This window comes from Mesorhizobium sp. M2E.F.Ca.ET.219.01.1.1, assembly GCF_004016445.2.
Classification (GTDB): Bacteria; Pseudomonadota; Alphaproteobacteria; order Rhizobiales; family Rhizobiaceae; genus Mesorhizobium.
On the sequence record NZ_SADT02000240.1, the window covers coordinates 1 to 292 of the forward strand.

Genomic DNA, 292 nt, shown 5'->3' on the forward strand with positions numbered 1-292 from the left:
CCGCCGAAGGAGAAAAACGACAGGAAGAACGAACTCGCCGCGAAGGCGATCGAAAGGCCGAAGACGATCTGGATCAGCCGGCGAAATCCGCCCGAGGTGTCGCCGAAGGCGAGCGACAGGCCGGTGACGATGATGATGATCACCGCCACGATCTTGGCGACTGGCCCCTCGACGGATTCGAGGATTTGTTGGAGCGGCTGCTCCCACGGCATGGAAGAACCGGCCGCGCGAGCGGGCGCGATCATCATGGCAGCGACCGCACCAGTCGCAGTGGCCAGCGGGAGCACCGCAC

1 protein-coding gene is annotated in these 292 nt (G+C 64.7%); it reads right to left on the reverse strand.

Going from position 1 to position 292, the window contains the following annotated elements:
• On the reverse strand, positions 1–287 hold a 287-nt coding region (locus EN862_RS35675), incomplete at its 3' end, for a TrbC/VirB2 family protein (RefSeq protein WP_135913342.1).
• Between the last annotated feature and the right edge of the window lie 5 nt (positions 288–292).